Source organism: Flavobacterium sp. GW823-FHT06G12, from assembly GCF_058794775.1.
The window spans coordinates 420,314-438,245 of record NZ_JBXAHE010000002.1; the positions used below are offsets into that span (position 1 = coordinate 420,314).

General features: G+C 34.0%; 19 protein-coding genes. 15 read left to right on the plus strand and 4 right to left on the minus strand.

The features are described 5' to 3' along the window. Nucleotides 1-8 precede the first annotated feature (8 nt). The 3 genes from AC1Q5Z_RS08740 to AC1Q5Z_RS08750 are packed head-to-tail and all read left to right on the plus strand — an operon-like array spanning nt 9 to nt 3,724. Entirely contained in the window at nt 9-2,402 is a 2,394-nt protein-coding gene (locus AC1Q5Z_RS08740) for a M28 family peptidase (RefSeq protein ID WP_492444384.1), read from the plus strand. Nucleotides 2,403-2,432: 30 nt separating this feature from the next. After that, on the plus strand, nt 2,433-3,302 hold the full coding sequence (locus AC1Q5Z_RS08745; protein ID WP_343584794.1) for a tetratricopeptide repeat protein: 870 nt from the start codon (nt 2,433-2,435) through the stop codon (nt 3,300-3,302). A 2-nt stretch (nt 3,303-3,304) separates the two neighbouring features. Beyond that, nucleotides 3,305-3,724 carry an SRPBCC family protein gene (locus AC1Q5Z_RS08750; protein WP_492444386.1) on the plus strand — a complete coding sequence of 140 codons (420 nt, stop codon included), beginning with the start codon at nt 3,305-3,307 and terminating at the stop codon, nt 3,722-3,724. Between the two features lie 115 nt (nt 3,725-3,839). On the opposite strand, the gene AC1Q5Z_RS08755 is transcribed toward AC1Q5Z_RS08750, so the two are convergent. Next, the gene (locus tag AC1Q5Z_RS08755; protein WP_492444388.1) at nt 3,840-4,235 is read right to left on the minus strand and encodes a rhodanese-like domain-containing protein; all 396 of its coding nucleotides are present in this window, start codon (nt 4,233-4,235) and stop codon (nt 3,840-3,842) included. Between the two features lie 146 nt (nt 4,236-4,381). Between AC1Q5Z_RS08755 and AC1Q5Z_RS08760 the strand changes: the two genes are divergently transcribed. The 10 genes from AC1Q5Z_RS08760 (at nt 4,382) to AC1Q5Z_RS08805 (ending at nt 14,035) form a co-directional block, all read left to right on the plus strand. Then, the gene (locus tag AC1Q5Z_RS08760) at nt 4,382-5,284 is read left to right on the plus strand and encodes a LysR family transcriptional regulator (RefSeq protein ID WP_343584788.1); all 903 of its coding nucleotides are present in this window, start codon (nt 4,382-4,384) and stop codon (nt 5,282-5,284) included. Continuing rightward, complete coding sequence (locus AC1Q5Z_RS08765) at nt 5,269-5,718, plus strand: GNAT family N-acetyltransferase (RefSeq protein ID WP_198855177.1); 450 nt, start codon at nt 5,269-5,271, stop codon at nt 5,716-5,718. Before AC1Q5Z_RS08760 ends, AC1Q5Z_RS08765 begins: the two co-directional genes overlap by 16 nt. Before the next feature lie 98 nt (nt 5,719-5,816). Next, nucleotides 5,817-6,632 (plus strand): Rossmann-fold NAD(P)-binding domain-containing protein, encoded by an 816-nt coding sequence (locus AC1Q5Z_RS08770; RefSeq protein ID WP_343584786.1) that lies wholly within the window; start codon nt 5,817-5,819, stop codon nt 6,630-6,632. A 167-nt stretch (nt 6,633-6,799) separates the two neighbouring features. Next, the gene (locus tag AC1Q5Z_RS08775; protein ID WP_343584784.1) at nt 6,800-7,276 is read left to right on the plus strand and encodes a methylated-DNA--[protein]-cysteine S-methyltransferase; all 477 of its coding nucleotides are present in this window, start codon (nt 6,800-6,802) and stop codon (nt 7,274-7,276) included. A 125-nt stretch (nt 7,277-7,401) separates the two neighbouring features. Further along, a complete protein-coding gene (locus tag AC1Q5Z_RS08780) occupies nt 7,402-8,115 on the plus strand; it encodes a 3'-5' exonuclease (RefSeq protein ID WP_343584781.1) in 714 nt (237 codons plus the stop codon). 75 nt (nt 8,116-8,190) lie between these two features. Continuing rightward, nucleotides 8,191-9,264 carry a winged helix DNA-binding domain-containing protein gene (locus AC1Q5Z_RS08785; protein WP_343584778.1) on the plus strand — a complete coding sequence of 358 codons (1,074 nt, stop codon included), beginning with the start codon at nt 8,191-8,193 and terminating at the stop codon, nt 9,262-9,264. Between the two features lie 110 nt (nt 9,265-9,374). Beyond that, nucleotides 9,375-10,814, plus strand: a complete 1,440-nt coding sequence (locus tag AC1Q5Z_RS08790) for a nucleoside recognition domain-containing protein (protein ID WP_492444392.1) — start codon at nt 9,375-9,377, stop codon at nt 10,812-10,814. 328 nt (nt 10,815-11,142) lie between these two features. Next, nucleotides 11,143-11,604 carry an IS200/IS605 family transposase gene (gene tnpA, locus AC1Q5Z_RS08795; protein ID WP_343584772.1) on the plus strand — a complete coding sequence of 154 codons (462 nt, stop codon included), beginning with the start codon at nt 11,143-11,145 and terminating at the stop codon, nt 11,602-11,604. A gap of 5 nt (nt 11,605-11,609) precedes the next feature. Beyond that, nucleotides 11,610-12,353, plus strand: coding sequence for a hypothetical protein (locus AC1Q5Z_RS08800; protein ID WP_343584770.1), 744 nt, complete (start codon nt 11,610-11,612; stop codon nt 12,351-12,353). Nucleotides 12,354-12,430: 77 nt separating this feature from the next. After that, nucleotides 12,431-14,035, plus strand: a complete 1,605-nt coding sequence (locus AC1Q5Z_RS08805; protein ID WP_198855169.1) for a fumarate hydratase — start codon at nt 12,431-12,433, stop codon at nt 14,033-14,035. Between the two features lie 123 nt (nt 14,036-14,158). Here AC1Q5Z_RS08805 and AC1Q5Z_RS08810 read toward each other — a convergent pair whose 3' ends face one another. Continuing rightward, entirely contained in the window at nt 14,159-14,659 is a 501-nt protein-coding gene (locus tag AC1Q5Z_RS08810; protein ID WP_198855168.1) for a PAS domain-containing protein, read from the minus strand. A 103-nt stretch (nt 14,660-14,762) separates the two neighbouring features. Continuing rightward, nucleotides 14,763-15,845 (minus strand): DNA polymerase IV, encoded by a 1,083-nt coding sequence (gene dinB, locus AC1Q5Z_RS08815; protein WP_492444395.1) that lies wholly within the window; start codon nt 15,843-15,845, stop codon nt 14,763-14,765. A 140-nt stretch (nt 15,846-15,985) separates the two neighbouring features. Here dinB and AC1Q5Z_RS08820 point away from each other — a divergent pair, with 140 nt between their 5' ends. Next, nucleotides 15,986-16,720: a metallophosphoesterase family protein gene (locus tag AC1Q5Z_RS08820; RefSeq protein ID WP_198855166.1), complete on the plus strand. Its 735-nt coding sequence runs from the start codon at nt 15,986-15,988 to the stop codon at nt 16,718-16,720. Nucleotides 16,721-16,769: 49 nt separating this feature from the next. After that, nucleotides 16,770-17,297 carry a DUF6646 family protein gene (locus AC1Q5Z_RS08825; RefSeq protein WP_198855165.1) on the plus strand — a complete coding sequence of 176 codons (528 nt, stop codon included), beginning with the start codon at nt 16,770-16,772 and terminating at the stop codon, nt 17,295-17,297. 91 nt (nt 17,298-17,388) lie between these two features. Here AC1Q5Z_RS08825 and AC1Q5Z_RS08830 read toward each other — a convergent pair whose 3' ends face one another. Then, nucleotides 17,389-17,808 carry a hypothetical protein gene (locus tag AC1Q5Z_RS08830; protein ID WP_492444398.1) on the minus strand — a complete coding sequence of 140 codons (420 nt, stop codon included), beginning with the start codon at nt 17,806-17,808 and terminating at the stop codon, nt 17,389-17,391. Nucleotides 17,809-17,932 lie beyond the last annotated feature (124 nt).

Genomic DNA, 17,932 nt, shown 5'->3' on the forward strand with positions numbered 1-17,932 from the left:
TATTCACCATGAGAAAAAACCCCACCTCAATTCTCGCCATAGTCTGCGTTTTAGCTTTACTCGGTATTGTATATGCCACGATGATGCCGCAAGGAATTTCGAAAGATGACGAAGCGCTGGCCGAATTTTCGACCGAAAGAGCCTTAAATCAGGTTGAAATTATTGCACAGAAACCACACTATGTCGGATCTACCAATCACGAACTAGTTGCTAATTATCTTAAGCTTGAATTAAACAGAATAGGTTTAGAAACAAGTGTTCAGGAAGGTTTTACTCTAAATGATAAAGGTCTTTTGGTAAAGTCAAAAAATATTTTGGCTCGAATTAAAGGAACAAACAATACAAAAGCACTTTTACTTCTTTCTCATTATGACAGTGCACCTCACTCTTTTTCAAAAGGAGCAAGCGATGATGCTTCTGGCGTTGCAACAATTTTAGAAGGTGTACGTGCCTTTTTATATTCAAAACATCCTCAAAAGAACGATATTATCATCTTATTTTCTGATGCAGAAGAATTAGGGTTAAACGGAGCAGCTTTATTCGTAAACAAGCATCCTTGGGCAAAAGATGTTGGTTTGGTTTTAAATTTTGAAGCAAGAGGAAGTTCTGGGCCAAGCTACATGCTAATGGAAACCAATAAAGGAAACCAAGCGCTAGTTAAAGAATTTACTAAAGCAAAACCTTCTTACCCAGTCTCAAATTCTTTGATGTATAGTATTTACAAAATGCTTCCTAACGACACTGATCTGACTGTCTTTAGAGAACAAGGAAACATTCAAGGTTTCAATTTTGCTTTTATCGATGGTCATTTCAACTATCACACACAACAAGATGATGTTCAGCATCTAAACAAAACTACATTAGCACATCAAGGCACTTACATCATGCCTTTGCTGAAATACTTCACCAATATTGATTTAAACCAAACGGAGTCTACAGAAGATAATGTTTATTTCAATGTTCCTTTTACATTCATTAGTTATCCGTTTACTTGGGTAATGCCAATGACGCTTATTGCTCTAGGTTTATTGATTGTTTTCATTTTTGTTGGAAAAGCAAAAAGAATCATCACTTTCACAGAAATTTTCAAAGGGTTTGTTCCGCTTCTAGGGTCTATTATAATTGCAGGATTAGTAACCTTTTTAGGATGGAAACTTCTTCTTGAAATTTATCCGCAATATTCTGATCTTCTAAACGGATTTACCTATAACGGGCATGCCTATATTGGTGCTTTTGTTACTTTGAGCATTGCTATTTGTTTTGCTTTCTATCATCATTTCTCTGAAGCTAAAATTACCATGAACCATTTTGTGGCGCCTTTATTGCTTTGGATTATCATTAATGCTTTTTTAGCCAACAGCTTAACTGGTGCAGGCTTTTTAATCATTCCTGTATATTTCGGAATTTTATTATTCGGAATCTTTGTCTTTACACAGCACTATAGTTTAGGATTGAATTTAATATTCTCTATTCCTGCCCTAGCAATTATTGCGCCTTTTATTGTAATGTTTCCGATTGGTTTAGGACTTAAAATATTATATGGAAGTGCCGTTTTAACCGTTTTACTATTCGGATTATTGCTTCCGATATTTGGAGCTTTTGCTAAAAAAGGAGCTTGGATCGTTGTTTTCTTCCTTGCTTCTATCGCATTCTTCGTTTACGCAGGATACAATTCTGGCTACGAATACGGAAAAGCCAAATCAAACAGCTTGTTATATGTTTACAATGCCGATAACAATTCTGCTGTTTGGACCACTTATGACACAAATTTAGACGAATGGACTAAATCGTATTTAGGCGAAAAAAATCAAAAAGCAGTTGGGTTAAATACGCTTCCGCTGGCAAGTAAATACAATACAACGTTTACTTATAGCGCAATTGCTCCTGTTGTTGAAGTGCCAAAACCGACAATTCAATTTTTAAGAGACAGCGTAATTGGAAATAATAGATATCTGAAAATCAAAATTACTCCAAACAGAAAAGTAAACCGTTATGACATTTATGCTAATCCAAAAATGACATTTTTTAACTTTAAAGCAAACGGAGTGACAACTTCTGGCGAAAAAGGAAACCGTCTGCAAAGAGAAGACAGTAAAATTTTATGTTATTATGTTGTAGGCAACGAACCGCTTGAAATGGAATTCTACATCAATAAATCATCTATTTTTGATATGGATTTAATCGAGAGTTCGTTCGATTTAATGAGCAATCCGCTATTAAATGTTAAACCAAGAAATGATTGGATGATGCCAACGCCATTCGTTTTAAATGACGCAGTATTAATACAGCAAAAAATCAAAAGATATACGCCACCAGTAAAACCAATTGCCCCTGTTGTACCTGTAGATAGTTTGACTGTAAGTAAAGATAGTTTGAAACCTGTAGTTGTTAAACCAGAATAAGGAAATTGGACTAACCCAAAATCATTTAAAATGAAAAAAAACTTCGTGTTGTTCTTGACTTTCAACAGCTTTCTAGCACTTAATGCACAAAATGTCGAAGAAAAAATAGCAGCAAAAGCATGTGAGTGTTTAGAAAAAAGTTCAAAAATTACTGAAGATGTTTTTAGGGACTGTCTAACTAAACCAATGGGCGAACTGATTCTGACAGATAAAGATCCAAAAGTTAGAGAATCTATCAATACAGTTGAAGGCATTCAAGGCATGATTCTGAGAGTTCAAGGTATCATTTCAAAAAAATGTCCAAACTTAGCTCCAGAAGTAATAGAAAACAAAGACAATATTTTCTATAGCGAATCAAAAGACAAAAACGCACAGAACTCTTATATAATTGCAAAAGATTTTATGCGTCAGAACAACTATAAAATGGCTGTTGAGAGTTTTCAGCTGGCTTTAAAATCAGATCCAAACTTTGTTCTTGCACTTGATGATATTGCTGTTTCTTATAGACAGTTAAACGATTATGATAATGCCATTAAATATTACAAAAAATCACTAGAGATTTATCCCGAAGGAAATTTTGCTTTAATGAACATTGGAGTTGTTTATACTTTAAAATCTGATTTTAAAACCGCGATCGGTTATTACGAAAAACTAATTCAATATCATCCAGACAACGCCGAAGGTTATTTTGGTGCAGGAAAAAACTATTTCATGCTCAAAGACGATGAAAAAGCATTAGATAATATTTTTATTGCACATATCATTTATACCAACGAAAATTCTGAATATGCGAAAGATTCTGAACAACTGCTTGGCGCTATTTATCAGAAAATGAAATCGGAAAACAAAGAAGATTTATTCAAAAAAATCGCTGAGAAAAACAACGTTAAAATAGAATAAACATGGCAACAAATATTTCTACAATTGTTTTAAATGCATCAGTTGAAAAAGTATGGAATGCATTAACACAACCAGAATTAGTCAAACAATGGCAATACGGAAGCGATTTGCTTACGACTTGGAAAACTGGAAGCGAAATCAGATTTAGAAATGAATGGGATGGTCAAGTTTTTGAACAATGGGGAACAGTTTTAGAAGTTGTTCCAAATCAGAAAATCAAATACTCTCTGTTTTTTCCAAGACCTGGTTTAGAAGATAAACCGGAAAATTATTTTATAATGAATTATGTTTTGACTGAAGAAAATCAGAAAACAAAACTTGAAATAATTCAAGAAGATAATCGTCCAGGCACAGTTCAAGAAGAACCGCAAGGCGAAGAGAATCCGATTTTACAAGGCTTAAAAGCTTTAATAGAATCGTAAAATTTAAGTTTAGAGACACCAAGATAAAAAGCACTATTTTCATAGTGCTTTTGTTTTTTAAGATATGTTGAGAAACCTTTACGCCTTTGTTTCTCTGAACCTTTGCAACTCAAAATCAACAAGCGCATTCTATTTTTAAACCTTGATTTTCGCCTTTTGTTCCTTCGGTTGCATATCCGTCGATTTTCCACCATTCCAGTCCGCCAATTAGCTCTTTTACTTTAAAACCTAATTTCGTCATATTCGAGGCTCCTTTTGTAGACGCGTTACAGCCAATTCCGGTGCAATATGTTACATACAAAACATCCTTATCTAAATCCTTTATCGTTTCTAAATTCATTTCGCGATGCGGAATATTAATCGCATTCGGAATATGCTCTTCATCATAACCAAAAGCTCTTCTGGCATCGATTACGATTATTTTTTCACCGTTATTTAAAGCTTCAAATAAATCTGACGGATCCATTTCAAAAGCTAACTTGTTTTCATAATGTTTAATTTGTGCTTCCATGTTGTTTAGGTTTTAATGTTTTACTTTTTCAAAAGTAGATGAACATCAAACACAATAAAAACGAAAAGAATTCATCAAGAGCATTACTTTTTTTCATACAAAAGCCAGTCTGAAATTTTGTTACTTTGCGTATTAATTCTCCAAAAATGGAAATACGCCACTTAAAATTGATCAAAGCAATTGTCGAAGAAGGAAGCATCACAAAAGCGATCGATAAACTTCATTTGACACAATCGGCTTTGAGCCATCAGCTTAAAGAAGCCGAATATCAATTGGGAACCGCCATATTTTTAAGAACAAACAAAAAATTGGTGCTTACAAAAGCTGGTGAAAAAATCTACGAAATTGCCAACGAAATACTGAATAAACTTGCCGAAACCGAAACTCAAATCAAACAAATGGTCTTTGGTGAACATGGCGAAATCAGAATCAGTACTGAATGTTTCTCAAGTTATCATTGGCTTCCTTCGGTTTTAAAGCAATTTCATCTTTTATATCCGAATGTAGAATTGAAAATCGTAGCCGAGGCAACCCATATTCCGTTGCAAAAATTGCTGGAAAACACCATTGACATTGCCATTGTAAGCGATCAGATAAAAGACAACAACATCAAATATCAAGAGCTTTTTCAGGATGAAATGGTTATGGTAGTTTCAGAAAACCATGTTTGGTCTGATAAAAAATATGTAGTTGCAGAAGACTTCATCAACGAACATTTGATTATTCATTCACTTCCTTTGGAGACCGTTACTATTCACCAATTTCTTTTGGCTCCAGCCAAAGTAAGTCCGAAGAAAATAACGCCAATGCCATTAACCGAAGCTTCGCTCGAAATGGTTAAAGCCGATATGGGCGTGATGTCGATGGCAAAATGGGCATTTACACCCTATTTAAAAACCACTTCTTTACGAGCAGTGAAAGTTGGAAAAAATGGATTGAAAAGAAAACACTTTATTGCCACACGTGCTAAAGAAAGCTATCCCGATTATTTTCATCATTTCATTAGCTTTTTACAAAATGAAATTAACTTACAATGGAATATTCAATAAGAAACTGTGAAATCACAGATTTACCCAAACTACTTGTTTTAATTGAAAAACACGCAGAATTTGAAAAAGCTGAGTTTTCTCCTGAAGGAAAAGAAGATGGTTTAAAAAACGCTTTATTTGGCCAAAATCCAAAATTATTTTGCTTGGTTGTGGCTACAAACGAAACGATTGTTGGTTACACTTCTTATACGTTTGATTTTTCGACCTGGAACGCACAAAACTTTCTCTATATGGATTGTTTGTTTTTGGAAGAAGAAACGAGAGGTTTTGGGATTGGCGAGATCTTAATTGAGAGATTAAAAGAAATCGGAAAACAAAACAATTGCGTTAACATTCAATGGCAAACGCCGGAATTCAATACAAGAGCGATTAAATTTTATAACAGAATGGGCGCAAAAGGAAAAGACAAAGTCCGATTTACTTTAACTTTGTAACCAAAGAATATCTCTGTGACTTTTAATCTCACAAAGTCGTAAAGAAAATTAAACTTAGCGACTTTTCGAGATTATTAATTGCAGTAACCTTAAAAAAAATGAAACAAATTAGCATCTTAGGCTGTGGCTGGCTGGGACTTCCTTTAGCAAAAACATTAATTACGAAAGGTAATTCGATAAACGGATCTACAACTTCAGAGAATAAACTTTCGATTCTAAAAGATGCGGGAATAAATCCGTTTTTGGTTGAAATTGAAGAAAAAGAAGTTTCTCAAAACATTGATTCTTTTTTAGCAAAAAGCGAAATCTTAATTATAGATATTCCGCCAAAATTAAGAGCAGTCGATCCTAATTCTGAAAAGAAAGCTTTTGTAGATAAAATCAAAAATTTAATTCCGTTTATAGAAAAATCAACGATTAAGAAAGTGCTTTTTGTAAGTTCAACTTCTGTTTATAGTGATGATAATGGTTTTATAGCAGAAGAAAACATTCCGAATCCAGAAACGGAAAGTGGTAAACAATTGTTTTTAGTCGAAAATCTTCTTCAGCAAAATCAAAACTTTGAAACCACAATTCTTCGTTTTGGAGGTTTAATTGGCGAAGATCGTCATCCTGTTACGTTTTTAGCAGGAAAAGAAAACCTAGAAAATCCAGATGCTCCTGTAAACTTAATTCATCAAAAAGATTGCATTGGTATTATTGAAGAAATCCTAAATCAATCTAAATGGAATGATGTTTATAACGCCGTTGCGCCCTTTCATTTGTCAAGAAAAGATTACTACACTCAAAAAGCTATCGAAATGAATTTGCCTTTGCCAAATTTTAGTTCAGAAAAATCGAATATTAAAAAGGTAATTTCAAGTGAAAAAATTGAAACCGTTTTAGATTATAAATTCAGATTGGGAGATTATTAAATCTTACTGTCAGGCTGAGCGAAGTCGAAGCCCATTTCGTTTTCATAAGCCTTCGACTTCTCTAAGGGTGACAATCGTCTAAACTGTCGTGCAAAAACTTAAATTACTTACATAGTTTTAAAAAACTTTGCGAACTTTGCTTCTTTGCGGTTAAAATTAAAAAAATCATGGAAACAGTTTTCATTAATTCGCCTTTAGGAATCACCAAAATCATTGGAGATGAAAACGGCATTTCGGTAATTTCTGTTTCTGATATTGGTACGAATGAGGTTTCAGAAACTATTCCAGAAGTTTTACAAAATGCAGTTTTGCAATTAAATGAATATTTTGAAGGAAAAAGAACCGATTTTGATTTAAAACTGAATCCGCAAGGAACCGAATTCCAGCAAAAAGTCTGGAAAGCTTTATTGGAAATCCCGTACGGTAAAACGGTAAGTTACATGGATCAGACCAAAAAACTTGGAGATGTAAAAGCAATTCGTGCCGTAGCCTCGGCAAATGGTAAAAATCCGCTTTGGATTGTAGTTCCTTGTCATCGCGTGATTGGAACAAACGGATCCTTGACTGGATATGCTGGAGGATTATCTCGTAAAAAATGGCTTTTGGAACACGAAAGTCCATCTCCACAACAAAGTTTATTTTAGTTTTACTGTACAAAAAGAAGGATAATTCATTCATTTTTAATTTACGATAAATTAAAAATCTAAATTTATGTACATTTATACAGAATAAAAAATTAGTTCAATTCGTGAATTCGTGGCAAAAAAATATGATTGAAAAAATAAACCTAAATAACATTTTATTTCTTGATATAGAAACAGTTCCTGAAGAAGATAATTTCAATTCGCTTGACGCAGAAATGCAAACGCTTTGGGATTTAAAAACACAATATCAACGAAAAGACGAGTTTTCTCCAGAAGAATTTTACGAACGTGCTGGAATTTGGGCTGAATTCGGAAAGATAATTTGCATTTCGGTTGGTTTTTTTACAATCAAAGGAGATGTTAGAAATTTTAGAGTTACCTCATTTTTTGGCGATGAGAAGAAAATTCTAAAAGACTTTTCGAATCTGGTTAACAATCATTTTAATCAGCCACAACATTTGATGTGCGGGCATAATTCAAAAGAATTTGATATTCCGTTTATTGCAAGAAGAATGATCATCAATCAAATGGCAATTCCAGATAAACTGAATTTATTTGGTAAAAAGCCTTGGGAAGTTCCACATTTGGATACTTTAGAATTATGGAAATTTGGCGATTATAAGCATTTTACATCTTTAAAATTGCTCACCAAGATTCTTGGAGTTCCTTCTCCAAAAGGTGATATTGACGGAAGTCAGGTTGCGCATGTCTATTATGTTGAAAAAGATATTGACCGAATCATTACCTATTGCGAAAAAGACACCATTGCAGTTGCTCAGGTTTTTTTGCGCTTGCGTCGAGAAGATTTATTGATTGATGAAGAGATTATTCATGTATAGCTTTTAAGCTACTAAGATGCCAAGATTTTTAACCATCGTGTTAAAATAAACTTCAACGACTTAAATGGTCTAAAAATGACACACGAGGAAATTTCGCATTACCGTTTGGTTTCGCAAAAGCTTTATAAAACAAGTTCTTGTTCGCCACAAGAAATTGTAAAACATCTTGGTGCTATGCAGGCTCAAGATTATGCAATGGCAAAATGGGCCATTGGTTCTCGTTGTGATGCTGGCGAAAAAGAGATTGAAGAAGCTATAAATTCGGGCAAAATTATCCGAACTCATATTCTGCGTCCGACTTGGCATTTTGTTTCTCCTGATGATATTTATTGGATGCTGGATCTTTCGGCTCCGCAAGTAAAACGTTTCACTTCTTCTGCAGCTAAAAAATATGGTTTTGATGAGAAAAAGCTAAACCAAGCTAATACTTCTATCGAAAAACTATTGGCAGGAAACAATCATTTGACTCGAGATGAAATCATGCAGGAACTTGGCATCAAGAAAACTTCAAGCGCCGATTTCTTGAGTGCTGCCATTATGATGAATGCCGAATTGGATGGTTTAGTCTGCAATGGAGAAATGAAAGGCAAACAAATTACGTATGCTTTGCTCGAAGAAAGAGTTTCTAAACCAAACTCCAAACTAAATAAAGAAGAAGCTTTAGCCAAACTTGCTTTACGTTATTTTGAAAGTCATGGTCCTGCAACAGTACTTGATTTTTCTTGGTGGTCGGGTTTTCCTCCCACAATTTGCCAAAAAACAATTAATGCAATAGAGTTGCAATTAAATAAAATTACTATTGATAATCAGCAATATTGGCTTAAAAAAGACATTAACAATACAGATAACTTTCGCGAAAGCGTACATTTTCTTCCCGCTTTTGATGAGATCCTAATTTCGTATAAAACACGAGAAGCTTCTTTTCAAACAGATCATCAATCGAAAGTTTTTACTAATAATGGCATCTTTAAACCCATAATTTTAGAAAATGGAAAAGTGATTGGCATTTGGAAAAGGACAATCAAAAAAGATCATGCTAAAATAGAAACGGAGCTTTTCAAAGAAATCGAAAGCAACAAAAAACACATCTTATTTGAAGGAATTAAATCTTTTGAAACCTATTTGGGAACCAAAATTGTTATTGAATAATCAGAATTTTTATAAAAATTTTGTTGCTCATAACTCTTACTTCGGGTTTCACTCCTAAAATCTTTATGCGTATTATTGCTAAATAATTACATTTACAAAAAATTACAATTATGGTATTAAGCAGATTTTGGTTAGCGATTTTTATTTCTTCGATTGTTTTTATTGTAGTCAGTTTGTTTACTGCCAATACATATACCATTGATTCTATTTTAAATGGAAAAAAAGACGACCCTATTTTAGTTTCTGAAAAATACGTTGAAGAACTTCCTGCTTTCTTAAAAGACAGTATTAAGAAAGCGCCAGATCAGACCATGGTCATCAATCGTGATACACTAAATGCCGATACAACGTATGTTTACAAAAACAAAACCGTAAAAATTTATAGCGGACTTCAAAAATCTGATGGTTTATTGCCAACTTGTAAAAGCACTTTGGTTGATTTAATTCTGCCGCTTATCGCTTATTTAGCTTTTTTCTGTGGTTTGATGGAACTTTTAATCGTTTCTGGAGCTTCTGGAAAATTAGCAAAAGCACTGAGTCCGGTTTTTGTTAAGGTATTTCCGAGCATTCCACAAAATCACCCTTCGATATCTTATATGACTTTAAATTTTGCTGCCAATTTCTTGGGATTAGATTCGGCTGCAACTCCATTTGGATTAAAAGCTATGGAAAGTTTACAGGAAATAAATCCCGAAAAGGACAAAGCGAGTGATGCGCAAATCATGTTTATGTGTCTTCACGCTTCTGGATTGACTTTAATTGCAACTTCTATTATTGGTTATCGAGCTGCTGCAAACGCAAGTAATCCTGCCGATGTAATGTTGCCTTGTATCATAACTTCGTTTATCGGCACCATTGCTGCTTTCTTGATTGTTGGAATCAAACAGAAAATCAATTTCAAAAGCGCCTCTCTTCTTATTGGTTTAATGGTTTTAATTGCCGCAATTGTGGGGTTACTGATGTATGTAAATCATTTGGATTTGATTGGAAAAAACTATTTTACCTCTAACCTTTCTGGATTAATCTTAATTGCGATCATAGCATTTACTTTGATTTTCTCATTCCGACATGAAAAGAAATTCAAAGAAGCTGAAACGACTGTTTTCGATACTTTTGTCGTTGGAGCCAATAACGGAGTCAAAACAGGAGTTACGATTTTTCCTTATGTCTTAGGAATGCTGGTTGCGATTTCGCTATTTAGAAACAGCGGTTTATTTGAAATTATCAGTGACGGAATTGCTTTTGTCTTCTCGAATATGGGAGTAAATAAAGAAATTACCAATGCACTTCCTGTTGCCATGCTGCGTCCATTTAGTTCTGCTGGTTCAAGAGGTTTCTTAATTGATTCTATGAATACATTTGGAGCCGATTCTCTAACGGCAAGATTAAGCAGTATTTTCCAATGCAGCGCCGAAAGTACTTTCTATGTAATTGCGGTTTATTTTGGATCTGTAAATATCAAAAACACCCGATACGCTTTAGGCACGATGCTTTTGGTAGATTTGATTTGTGTGATTACAGCAATTTTTGTAGCTACTTGGTTTTTTTAGTAGAAATTAAATGTTACGGACAGATTAAAATTTGGGGTTAAAATATGAATCGAGCCAATGGCTCTTCAAATTAAATGCGGATTTTTCATGGTCAACCGGATTAAAATCCGGCCCTACAAAATATTTCGAGCCAATGGCTCTTTTACGATCAAATAAACATTTGACAAAGTTCCGTAGGAACGTTTAAATATTGAAGCCACGGATTTTAATCCGTGGAAAGCAATATAATTAATAATTCCAAAAGTTCCAGCGAAACGACACATTTCAAAAAAAGAAAGATAAATACTACAATTATTAAAAAGATATGATTTATTTTGCCAAAAAAAGTATGGCAAATACCTATCATCAAATTTACATTCAAGTAGTTTTTGCAGTCAAATATAGAAATGCTGTAATTGAGGAAAGCTGGAAATCAAAATTGCTTGGCGTGATTGGAAATTTAATTAATGAAAATGGAGGTAAAACAATTATTGTAAATGGTGTCGAAGATCATCTACATTGTTTATTAGCCATTAAGCCAACCATTTCCATATCTGAACTCATGAAAAATGTTAAGGCAAAATCTTCAAAGTACATCAACGACAATCAATTAACCAAATCCAAATTTTCATGGCAAGTCGGATATGGCGTTTTCTCATATAGTCAATCTCAAATTAATTCTGTTTACAAATACATTGAAAATCAAAAGGAACATCATAAAAAGCAAAATTTTAATGATGAATTTCTGAATTTTCTAAATAAATTTAATGTCGATTACGATGAAAAATTTATATTTGAAAATCTAATATAAACCTTATGAAAATAGCCCCCTTTTTCTTCGTATTGCTCTTAATCGGATGTCAAAAAACAAAACCTACAGATGCTGCACCACCAACAGCAGAAATCATTGAACCACAGGAGACATTAGAAGTTTCAGCTAATGAAAAAATTATTAAAACCGATACTGTAGCGATTTATACTGGAGAAACAGAATCTTCGACAGATTTTATCTTAGCGCATTTGGTAGATCAGCACGCAGATAAAGACAGCATTGTTACTGTAAAATACCGATTAGACTTTTATCAGAATAAAACCAAAACCGCATCTTCTAAAGTTGCGATTAAAAGTTTTCAAAAAGGTTCTGAGTGGACAGCTTCTTACGGATTAACATCTGAGACTGCTAAAAATTCTCCTTTTATACAAATCAATTTTGGATATCCTGCTTGTGGTTATTCACACGAAAACTATCTCTATTATTTAAAAAACACCGGACTACAATTAGTACACCAATGGAGCTCAATGTCTGACAGCGGCTGGGGGAACTGGGTTGAAATCGTAAATCCTTCTACCAAATCTGATCCAAAATCTTTTTATTGCAAAACTGTTGCGTTTTTACCTGCAGACGAAGATGAGAACATGGATATGGGAATTCTTCAACACTCAGACTCAATCTCTTTTGAATTAAAAGACAATAAATGGAAAAAGATGTTGCTTTCTGCAAAAGACAAACCGTATTTTGAAAAAAAGATGACGTTTGATCAATTTAACGCTGCAGAATAAAAAAACAGTTGCAGAAGAGCCCTAATTCAAATTCTTTCTTAGGTAAATAATTTCTAAATTTGTAAAAAAACAAAACAATGATCGATTTTATATACCAAGATCCTTATCCGATCTTAAAGGATGATACGCAGTACCGCAAAATCACTTCTGATTTTGTGAAAGTAGAGAAATTTGGAGAACGCGAAGTTTTAACAGTTGATCCAAAAGGTTTAGAGTTATTGGCTGAAGAAGCTTTGACTGATGTTTCGTTTATGTTGAGAACGACACATTTACAAAAATTAAGAAAAATTCTTGACGACCCAGAAGCAACAGATAATGATCGTTTCGTAGCCTACAATTTACTTCAAAATGCTTCTGTAGCTGCCGAGGGTCAGTTGCCAAGTTGCCAAGATACAGGAACTGCAATTGTAATGGCTAAAAAAGGCGAAAGCATTTTTACTGGTGTTGATGATGCAGAATGGTTAAGCCGTGGTATTTTCAACACGTACCAAAAAAGAAACTTACGTTATTCGCAGATTGTTCCGATTTCGATGTTTGAAGAGAAAAATTCAGGGTCAAATCTTCCTGCGCAAATTGATATTTATGCTAAAAAAGGAGCTTCATACGACTTTTTGTTCATGGCAAAAGGCGGAGGATCTGCAAACAAAACATACTTATATCAGCAAACAAAATCGTTGCTGAATGAAAAATCTCTAGATGAATTCATTCGCACAAAAATCAAAGATTTAGGAACTTCTGCTTGTCCTCCATACCACTTAGCTTTGGTAATTGGCGGAACTTCTGCAGAAGCGAACTTAAGCGCTGTTAAAAAAGCATCTGCTGGATATTATGATCATCTTCCAACTTCAGGAAACATGGCAGGTCAGGCTTTCCGTGATTTTGAATGGGAAGAAAGAGTTCAGAAAATTTGCCAGGAAAGTGCAATTGGAGCGCAGTTTGGAGGAAAATATTTCACACATGACGTTCGTGTAATTCGTTTGCCTCGTCATGCGGCTTCTTGTCCAGTCGGGTTAGGAGTTTCTTGCTCTGCAGACAGAAATATCAAAGGAAAAATTACTAAAGACGGAATCTTTGTTGAGCAATTAGAAGTAAATCCGAAACAATTTTTACCAGAAACGGCTCCGCATTTAGAAGCTCCTGTAGAAATTGATTTAGATCAGCCAATGGCAGATATTTTAGCTAAATTATCTCAATATCCCGTTAAAACTCGTTTAAAATTAAACGGAACTGTAATTGTGGCTCGTGATATTGCTCATGCAAAAATTAAAGAATTGTTAGACGCTGGAAAACCAATGCCGGATTATTTCAAAAACCACCCTGTTTACTATGCTGGGCCTGCAAAAACTCCAGACGGAATGGCTTCAGGAAGTTTCGGACCAACAACTGCTGGACGTATGGACGTTTATGTGGATGAATTCCAGAAAAATGGCGGAAGTATGATTATGCTGGCAAAAGGAAACCGTACCAAACAAGTTACTGACGCATGCAACAAATACGGCGGGTTCTACTTAGGTTCTATTGGAGGTCCTGCAGCTATTTTGGCTCAAGACAATATTCTTAAAGTAGAAGTGGTTGATTTTGAAGAATTAGGAATGGAAGCTGTTCGTAAAATCACTGTTAAAGATTTCCCTGCCTTTATTATTACCGATGATAAAGGGAATGATTTCTTTGCTAATTTATAAAGTTGTTTTGCCACAAAGGCACTAAGACACAACGTTTTTTTTATAAAATACAAAACCGCCTTTTTGGGCGGTTTTATATTTTTTATCAAATTCATCTTTGCGCCTTAGTGCCTTTGTGGCAAACTAAGCGCTTAAATCCTGTTTTTCAAAAGCTATAAAATGCGATATTTCGCCTTTTAGGTTATAAACTGGCGAAGCCTCGATTTTACATTTATACGTTTGGCCGTTTTTTCTATAGTTTTCAAGTGTTTTTACAAAAGGAATCTTCTTTTTTACCGCTTCTCTTATTTCCTTTAAATCTTTTTGTGAAGTTGCTGGGCCTTGAAACATCTTTGGTGTTTTCCCTAAGATTTCTTCCTCTTTGTAGCCCGTCATTTTTTTTATTCCGCTTGACGCGAAAACTATTTTCAAATCTAAATCGGTTACTAAAACCACTTCGTTTTTGAGTCTTTCCTGAATATTGAGCATTTTTTCATCCCAGATAAATTCATCTGAGATTTGGCTTACCCTTTTTAAATCAGTACTTAGTGCTTTTAGTTCATTCAGATATTCATAGTGGAAATCCCAAGATAGGATTGGAACTGAATTTCGCTGCAGCGGATCATCAGAATTTCTATTTTTCATACAAAATCAATTCAGAAGACAGATAAATCTTTTTACTCAAAGGTAGCAGAAAAATCTTATCGCTCGCATTCCATTCCTTATTTTGAACTTTTAAAAATTGTTATTAAAAAGTAAATTTTAGCTGCACCACCACTGCCTTTTTTTCCTCGTTATTTAAGTTGCTTAATGAGATTCCGAGCAATCGTACCGAATTTTTCATCTTTTCCTGATATAACAACTCCTCAACATTTTCCATAATCAGACTTTTATCAGAAATAAAATAAGGGAGAGTTTTACTTCTCGTTTGCTGCGAAAAATCGCTGTACTTGATTTTAAGTGTAATTGTTTTTCCAGAAATATTATGCCTTTGCAGACGTTTTTCTAACGAAACCGCTATACGTTCTAGTTGTTGCATCATAAAAATCTCAGAAGACAGATTCACATCAAAAGTATGTTCTGCGGCCACAGATTTGGTTATTCTCGAAGACTTTACTTCACTATTATGTATGCCACGCACAACATGGTAATAAAATGCTCCAGATTTTCCGAAGTGTTTTTCTAAAAACTCTAAAGACTTGCTTTTCAAATCGGTTCCTGTGAAAATTCCGAGCTGATACATTTTTTCTGTTGTCACTTTTCCAACGCCATAAAATTTACGAATTGGAAGATCTTCCAAAAAAGCTTCTACTTCATCAGGATTTACCGTTTTTTGTCCGTTCGGTTTATTATAATCGCTGGCAATCTTGGCCACAAATTTATTGATTGAAATACCTGCCGAAGCGGTTAGTCCAACTTCATCTAAAATTCTTTGTCTAATTTCTTGTGCTAAAAGACTTGCGCTAGGATTTCCTTTTTTATTTTTGGTAACATCCAAATAAGCTTCGTCAAGCGAAAGTGGCTCGACTAAATCGGTATATTCATGGAAAATTTTATGGATTTTGGATGAAATCTCTTTGTATCGATCAAATCTTGGTCTTACAAAAATAATATCTGGACAATATTTTTTGGCTAAAACTCCGCTGATGGCACTGCGAACACCAAACTTTCTTGCTTCGTAACTTGCGGCCGAAACCACGCCTCGATTCTCCGAACCTCCAACTGCAACTGGTTTGCCTCTTAGTTCTGGATTGTCCATCTGCTCTACCGATGCATAAAAGGCATCCATATCAATATGAATAATTTTACGATATGTTGGTGTTTCAGACATTTTGCAAATTTACTGAGGAAAAACAATAAAAAAGTACTGTAAACAGTTATAAATCATATCAATTTTTAAAGAATCTGAATTCAATGAGTTCAAACCAATTATTCTTTCTATTTTTGTTCTTCTACTCGAAAAATTAAATAATGCGAACATTTGTTATAGGTGACATTCATGGCGGATTACTTGCACTTGAACAAGTAATCGAGAGAGCTAAAGTTACCACAGAAGATACTCTAATTTTTTTGGGCGATTATGTTGACGGCTGGAGTCAGTCTGTTGAAGTAATCGACTATTTGATCGATTTAAAAAGCAAACAAAACTGCATCTGCATAAGAGGAAATCACGACCAGCTTACTCTGGACTGGTTAGAAAACAGACATGATGATTTTGACGAAGAAACGTGGTATAAACACGGAGGGAAAGCAACTGTTGAAGGTTACGCCAAGATTTCGGAAGAGAAAAAAAGAACTCACATAGAATTTCTTGAAAACCTTCAGGATTATTACCTTGATGATCAAAACCGATTGTTCGTTCATGCCGGATTCACCAATTTAAATGGTGTAAAATGGGAATATTTTTCGAAGCTATTTTACTGGGACAGAACTCTTTGGGAAACAGCTTTGTCATTAGACCCAAAATTAAAAATAGACGACTTACACTATCCTAAAAGATTTACCGTTTATAAGGAAGTTTATATTGGTCATACACCAGTTACCCGAATCGGCGAAACGGTTCCTGTAAATAGAGCTTGTGTCTGGAATGTAGATACAGGTGCAGCATTTAGAGGCCCGCTTACTATTTTAGACGTTGACACTAAGGAATACTGGCAAAGTGAACCATTAAACGAACTCTATTTTAACGAAAAAGGTAGGAATTAATTTGTTTAAAAGTTACATTTGCTTCCCAAATAATTAATATTAAATTTTTATGAAAAAGATAATTACACTTGTGTTTTTAGTGACATTCGGATTTGTTAATGCTCAAGAAGCTTTCAAAGGAAAGGGAGATATTAAAGTAAACGTAGGAGCTAATTTACAAGATGGTGGTTCTGGAATTCAAGGTTCTGTTGATTTTGGTTTAGGAGAAAATTTCTCTTTTGGTTTTGTAGCAAACTATATACTAGGATTTGATAATTTTAATGGTTTCTACCACGGTAGCACAAATCCTTATAACGATGCCGAACCAGATTTCTCAGATCGTTTTGATGCAAAAGCAAGAATCAATGCTAACTTATCTAGTGTAATTGGTGTAAAAGAATTAGACGTTTACCCTGGATTAAGCTTAGGTTTACATAATTTCGGCGGACACGTTGGTGGTCGTTATTTCTTTACTGACGGATTTGGTGTTTTCACAGAAATCGGATTCCCAATTGCAAAATACGGTTCAAACAATGATCCTTTCTATCATTTGAATAATCAAGCTACTTTTAGTTTAGGAGCTTCGTTTAATTTATAATTTTGGAGATACTAAGGCACTAAGTTTCTAAGACTTTAAAAAATAAAAGACCCCTATATAAGTGGTCTTTTATTTTTTTATATATGTTGATTTAGGCTCGGTTAAACTTTCTTTTTAATGCATCCATAAACTCATTAAGTGTAATGCCTTTATATTCGTTTGAATCATCTTGTAATAATTCTGAAGATTCTTTTCTTATACAAATAGTCGTCATAAAAGTATCAGGCATCTTTTTAGACACTACTAACATGGTAATTAAAGAAAAACTAAACGCGAAAATTCTAACAAAAACAAATAGATTTCGAAAAACACCTTTATCATTTCTTTCTTTTATTGCTTTACTTGTTAAGTAAAACAATTGAATTACAAATGTTAATATAAAAACATAAGACAAATGTCTTAAACTATGATAACCAACTAACAACACTAAAAGTGATATTACAATTGAAGCTACCACATTTGCTATAAACAAATAACTTCCCCATTTAACATCAATTTCAAACTTTTCCAAAGGTGTATTTTTTTTAATCATAGCAAATGTAAAGAAAAAGATTACGTTTTAATTATACGCTCTAACAGAAAACAAAAAAAGAGAACTTTCATTTAAGAAAGTTCTCTTCTCTAAATCATTATGA

Coding starts and splice junctions, on each gene's coding strand:
- AC1Q5Z_RS08775 (WP_343584784.1), top strand. CDS start 6,800: ATGGAAACAGTTTTCATTAATTCGCCTTTAGGAATCACCAAAATCATT.
- AC1Q5Z_RS08810 (WP_198855168.1), bottom strand. CDS start 14,659: ATGAAAAATAGAAATTCTGATGATCCGCTGCAGCGAAATTCAGTTCCA.
- AC1Q5Z_RS08760 (WP_343584788.1), top strand. CDS start 4,382: ATGGAAATACGCCACTTAAAATTGATCAAAGCAATTGTCGAAGAAGGA.
- dinB (WP_492444395.1), bottom strand. CDS start 15,845: ATGTCTGAAACACCAACATATCGTAAAATTATTCATATTGATATGGAT.
- AC1Q5Z_RS08800 (WP_343584770.1), top strand. CDS start 11,610: ATGAAAATAGCCCCCTTTTTCTTCGTATTGCTCTTAATCGGATGTCAA.
- AC1Q5Z_RS08740 (WP_492444384.1), top strand. CDS start 9: ATGAGAAAAAACCCCACCTCAATTCTCGCCATAGTCTGCGTTTTAGCT.
- AC1Q5Z_RS08785 (WP_343584778.1), top strand. CDS start 8,191: ATGACACACGAGGAAATTTCGCATTACCGTTTGGTTTCGCAAAAGCTT.
- AC1Q5Z_RS08755 (WP_492444388.1), bottom strand. CDS start 4,235: ATGGAAGCACAAATTAAACATTATGAAAACAAGTTAGCTTTTGAAATG.
- AC1Q5Z_RS08825 (WP_198855165.1), top strand. CDS start 16,770: ATGAAAAAGATAATTACACTTGTGTTTTTAGTGACATTCGGATTTGTT.
- AC1Q5Z_RS08790 (WP_492444392.1), top strand. CDS start 9,375: ATGGTATTAAGCAGATTTTGGTTAGCGATTTTTATTTCTTCGATTGTT.
- tnpA (WP_343584772.1), top strand. CDS start 11,143: ATGGCAAATACCTATCATCAAATTTACATTCAAGTAGTTTTTGCAGTC.
- AC1Q5Z_RS08745 (WP_343584794.1), top strand. CDS start 2,433: ATGAAAAAAAACTTCGTGTTGTTCTTGACTTTCAACAGCTTTCTAGCA.
- AC1Q5Z_RS08750 (WP_492444386.1), top strand. CDS start 3,305: ATGGCAACAAATATTTCTACAATTGTTTTAAATGCATCAGTTGAAAAA.
- AC1Q5Z_RS08780 (WP_343584781.1), top strand. CDS start 7,402: ATGATTGAAAAAATAAACCTAAATAACATTTTATTTCTTGATATAGAA.
- AC1Q5Z_RS08805 (WP_198855169.1), top strand. CDS start 12,431: ATGATCGATTTTATATACCAAGATCCTTATCCGATCTTAAAGGATGAT.
- AC1Q5Z_RS08770 (WP_343584786.1), top strand. CDS start 5,817: ATGAAACAAATTAGCATCTTAGGCTGTGGCTGGCTGGGACTTCCTTTA.
- AC1Q5Z_RS08820 (WP_198855166.1), top strand. CDS start 15,986: ATGCGAACATTTGTTATAGGTGACATTCATGGCGGATTACTTGCACTT.
- AC1Q5Z_RS08765 (WP_198855177.1), top strand. CDS start 5,269: ATGGAATATTCAATAAGAAACTGTGAAATCACAGATTTACCCAAACTA.